At 65.7% G+C, this 3,530-nt stretch carries 6 protein-coding genes and 3 tRNA genes; 5 read left to right on the forward strand and 4 right to left on the reverse strand.

What is annotated here, in order from left to right; translation table 11 throughout:
* Window positions 1-553, reverse strand: a 553-nt coding sequence (locus tag ACRDPN_RS00555; protein WP_431445372.1) for a DUF222 domain-containing protein, incomplete at its 3' end; no start/stop codon positions are given.
* A 78-nt stretch (window positions 554-631) separates the two neighbouring features.
* Window positions 632-1,465 (reverse strand): aminotransferase class IV, encoded by an 834-nt coding sequence (locus ACRDPN_RS00560; RefSeq protein ID WP_431445373.1) that lies wholly within the window; start codon window positions 1,463-1,465, stop codon window positions 632-634.
* Window positions 1,466-1,569: 104 nt separating this feature from the next.
* On the opposite strand from ACRDPN_RS00560, the gene ACRDPN_RS00565 reads away from it, so the two are divergent.
* The 5 genes from ACRDPN_RS00565 to ACRDPN_RS00585 all read left to right on the forward strand — a co-directional run bounded on the left by ACRDPN_RS00565 (window position 1,570) and on the right by ACRDPN_RS00585 (window position 2,376).
* Window positions 1,570-1,641: transfer RNA gene (locus ACRDPN_RS00565), tRNA-Gly, on the forward strand.
* Between the two features lie 23 nt (window positions 1,642-1,664).
* Window positions 1,665-1,735, forward strand: a tRNA-Cys gene (locus ACRDPN_RS00570).
* A gap of 29 nt (window positions 1,736-1,764) precedes the next feature.
* Window positions 1,765-1,839: transfer RNA gene (locus ACRDPN_RS00575), tRNA-Val, on the forward strand.
* Between the two features lie 88 nt (window positions 1,840-1,927).
* The gene (locus ACRDPN_RS00580; protein WP_431445374.1) at window positions 1,928-2,143 is read left to right on the forward strand and encodes a hypothetical protein; all 216 of its coding nucleotides are present in this window, start codon (window positions 1,928-1,930) and stop codon (window positions 2,141-2,143) included.
* A 14-nt stretch (window positions 2,144-2,157) separates the two neighbouring features.
* On the forward strand, window positions 2,158-2,376 hold the full coding sequence (locus ACRDPN_RS00585; RefSeq protein ID WP_431445375.1) for a hypothetical protein: 219 nt from the start codon (window positions 2,158-2,160) through the stop codon (window positions 2,374-2,376).
* Window positions 2,377-2,434: 58 nt separating this feature from the next.
* Here ACRDPN_RS00585 and ACRDPN_RS00590 read toward each other — a convergent pair whose 3' ends face one another.
* Window positions 2,435-2,743, reverse strand: coding sequence for a hypothetical protein (locus ACRDPN_RS00590; RefSeq protein ID WP_431445376.1), 309 nt, complete (start codon window positions 2,741-2,743; stop codon window positions 2,435-2,437).
* A 152-nt stretch (window positions 2,744-2,895) separates the two neighbouring features.
* Window positions 2,896-3,530, reverse strand: a 635-nt coding sequence (locus ACRDPN_RS00595; RefSeq protein WP_431445377.1) for a metallophosphoesterase family protein, incomplete at its 5' end; no start/stop codon positions are given.

A 3,530-nucleotide genomic window follows, 5' to 3' on the forward strand; every position in this document is an offset into this window, starting at 1 on the left:
TGAGGAACCCGTTGACGTGCCAGCCGTCGGGAACGGCGTTGACCTGGAAGTCCTGCCGGTCCATCCCTGCCGCCCACGCCTCGTCGAGCGAGTCCGGGTAGACGGCCTCGCGCAGGTCTTTCATCACCTGCCGCAGCTGCCCCGGCTCGTGGGTGGTCGCCACCTCCAGCAGCCAGTCCTGCGACTCGCGAACGATGTCGGTGCCGATGTGCTTCAACCCGTAGGTGAAGACGGCTACGTGATCGAGACGGACCCGACCCGACGCCGCTGCCTTGCCCACCTGCGGCAGGTCTCGGGTCGTGGCCGCCGCGGCGACGAGCTTCTTGGTCTCCCGGGCGTCCAACCGGAGCTCGTTGCGTGCCCAGGTGGTGATCGTGGACGCGCCGTCGAGCTCGAACTCCTTGGACATCTCCAACGCGGCGAGTCGCTCTGCTTTCGCCGCGTCCAACGCGTCGTGCGCGGCTTGGATCGCCTTCAGCGCAGCCCGATCATCGAAGGACGACAGCGCCCGCGCGGCATCGCGCAACCGGCCGATCGTGACCCCCGAATCCATGCCTCCAGCCTAGTCGAACAGACGTTCGTAGACCAGTGTAAAACCCTGTGGATTCAGGGAATTTTCGATAGTCCCAGGTTACGGATCGACGTTCTTGGCGGACTCGCGCACCCAGATCTCCTGAGCCCGTTGGGTGACCGGCCCGGGCGCCGCGACCTCCCGGTCGTCGACCTTCTCGATGCCCTGAACATCCCGTGTGGTGCCCACGAGGATGACCTCGTCCGCGCCGCGCAAGACCTCAATCGGGGCGTCCTTCTCGACGACGTCGAGCTCGCTGGCGCACCACTCGAGGACCAGCGCCCGGGTGACGCCCGCGAGGCAGCCTGAGTCGAGCGTCGGCGTGATCAGCTGGTCGCCGACGACGTACATGATGTTCGAGCCGGTGCCCTCGCAGAGGAGGCCTGCGGTGTTCGGCATGACCGCCTCGGACGCACCCTTCGCCATGGCGACCTCGACCATCTTTGCGTTCTCGGCGTACGACGTGGTCTTCAGTCCGGAGAGTGCTCCGCGGTCGTTGCGCGGCCACGGCACGGTGACGATCGAGCTGACCGACGGCGGGCGTTCGCACGGCTCGGTGATGACCACCGAGGTGAGGCCATGGTCGCCGCGCGGCGAACCCAGCGGCCCCGGGCCGGACGTCACCGTGACGCGGATGCGCCCGAACGGCAGCTCCTGTCCTTCCATCGTCGCGGCGACACCCTCGCGGATCGCGCTGACGTCCGGCTTGCCGATGCCGAGACCCTCCGCGGAGCGCACCATGCGGTCGAGATGCCGTGTCAGCGCGAACGGCGATCCGTCCTCGATCTTGATCGTCTCGAACACCCCGTCACCGACGATGATGCCGTGGTCGAGCACCCCGATCGCGGGTTGTTCCGGCGATTCCAACAGCTGTCCGTCAAGCCATGCCAACATGTCGCCACGGTACCCCTCGGGAGCGCTCGCCCCGGTTTGGGTTCGCTCGCGCGAATCGGCTAAGGTTTCGTGTCGCCCCAGTTGAGTAATGCAGTTGAGGCAACGCGGACGTGGCTCAGTGGTAGAGCATCACCTTGCCAAGGTGAGGGTCGCGGGTTCGAATCCCGTCGTCCGCTCGGAGGGTGCAGACCCATCCAGCGGTGGGTTGGCCGAGAGGCGAGGCAACGGACTGCAAATCCGTTTACACGGGTTCAAATCCCGTACCCACCTCAACACCGACAACTGAACAGCTACAGCACGGGCGATTGGCGCAGCGGTAGCGCGCTTCCCTGACACGGAAGAGGTCACTGGTTCAAACCCAGTATCGCCCACCAGAGAACCCCTGTGATTTCAGGGGTTTTTCCATCTCCCCATTCGAGCGCGATACCGTGGGGCCGACCCGCTCGGGGATTGGGAGGAATCATGTCCGAAGTCCAATGGCTCCTGCTTTTCGCCGGCCTCTTCCTTGTGCTCGTCGTGCTCGCGCTTGTCGCCTATGCGCGCAGGGCATCCGAACGCGGGCCCGTCAATCCAATCGCCACAGGCGACGACACGTCACCGGGCGACAGGGAATTCGGGCGCGACGGCGACCTGGACATCCATCGCCGCCGCGAGGCCGACTTCGACGACGACCGCTAGCCGACGTAAACCTCATGCCGACATGGGTCTACGGGATCGGGATGGCGATCCTGCTCATGCTCCGACCGGCGATCCTCCGGTGGCTGTTCGGGTTCATTCGACGCGAGGTCGACTCGCTCCGGAGCGTGTCCGCCGAGCAGAAGCTACAACGAGACGCGGCAACCGCGCGTGAGGCAGCACCAAGAGGTGCCGACGACTCGCCGGCCACGCCGAATCCCGGTGACCGCGGCTAGGTGAAGCACAGAGTCGCCCCGCTCCATGACATGCATGGAGCAGGACGACTCTGATCAATCAGGCGCCGGTGCTGGCGAGCGCAGGCGAGCTGTCGCCGTTCTCGTCGTCGCCGTTGCCGTTGTCGTCGCCGTCGCCGTTGTCACCCGGGCCATTCGACCCGTTGCAACCACCGGGATGGTGCTTGCAGTGGCCCAGGCCCTTGCCGCCACCCTTGCCGGGCTTGGCATGTGAGCTCTGGTCACCGTGCGTCTTGTGGTACGGCGACTTGCCCGGGGTGTCACCGGGATCGTTCGGCGCCGCATAGGCACCTTGCGCGCCGAACGTCAGGGCGAGTACTGCGAATATTGCGGTGATTGTGCGTTTCATCGGCCTCGGCCTCCTGTGGTGGGAGTGATTCCAGCGACGCGATTGCGCCGGAGGCCCGAGATAGCGGCCGCGATCCAAAGGATCGTTATCTTCAGAGTGCGCTTCCCCGGCCCCAATCGCCACCCGAACCGCATAATCGGTGGTCAGGCGAGTCAGCGCTCGATGGTGAACTCGTCGAAGGTCTTTCCGTCGTGGGCGATCGCGCGACCCTCGATCCGGTCCTCGTAGACGAGCAGATCGGTGTAGTGCAGCACCGATGCGCTCACGGCGGTGAAGTTCGCCCGGCCGGCCTCACGCAGTTTGGCTCCCCCGCCGGAGACGATGTACGTGATGCCGTCCAGCTCCTTCGAACGCTGGTAGTCGTGGTCGTGGCCGGCGAGGACAAGAGGGACGTCGGCCTGCTCGAACAGCGGCACCCACTGTCGCTGGGCGTTCCGGTCGGACCCGTGTTCGCCGGCCGAGTAGGGCGCGTGGTGCAGGACGACCATCGTCCAGGTCTCGGCCGGTTGCTTCTCGGCGAGTACCTTGCGAAGCCACGCCTTCTGCTGGGGGTTACCGATGCGGTTGGAGTCGAGAACGACGATCCGCACCGGTCCGATCTTCTCGACGTACCACGCCGAGTCACGGCCCAGCCGCTTCATGATGTCCATCCCCTCACCGCTCTCGACGTCGTGATTGCCGAGGGCGGGTACGAGGGTCGCGTCCTCGAGCACCGGTTTGTAGGGGTCGATCACCGATTGCTGAGTCAATGCCGAGTCGCCGTTCGGGTAGATGAGGTCGCCGGCGA

The sequence above is a fragment of the Aeromicrobium sp. genome, from assembly GCF_050700635.1.
Classification (GTDB): Bacteria; Actinomycetota; Actinomycetes; order Propionibacteriales; family Nocardioidaceae; genus Aeromicrobium.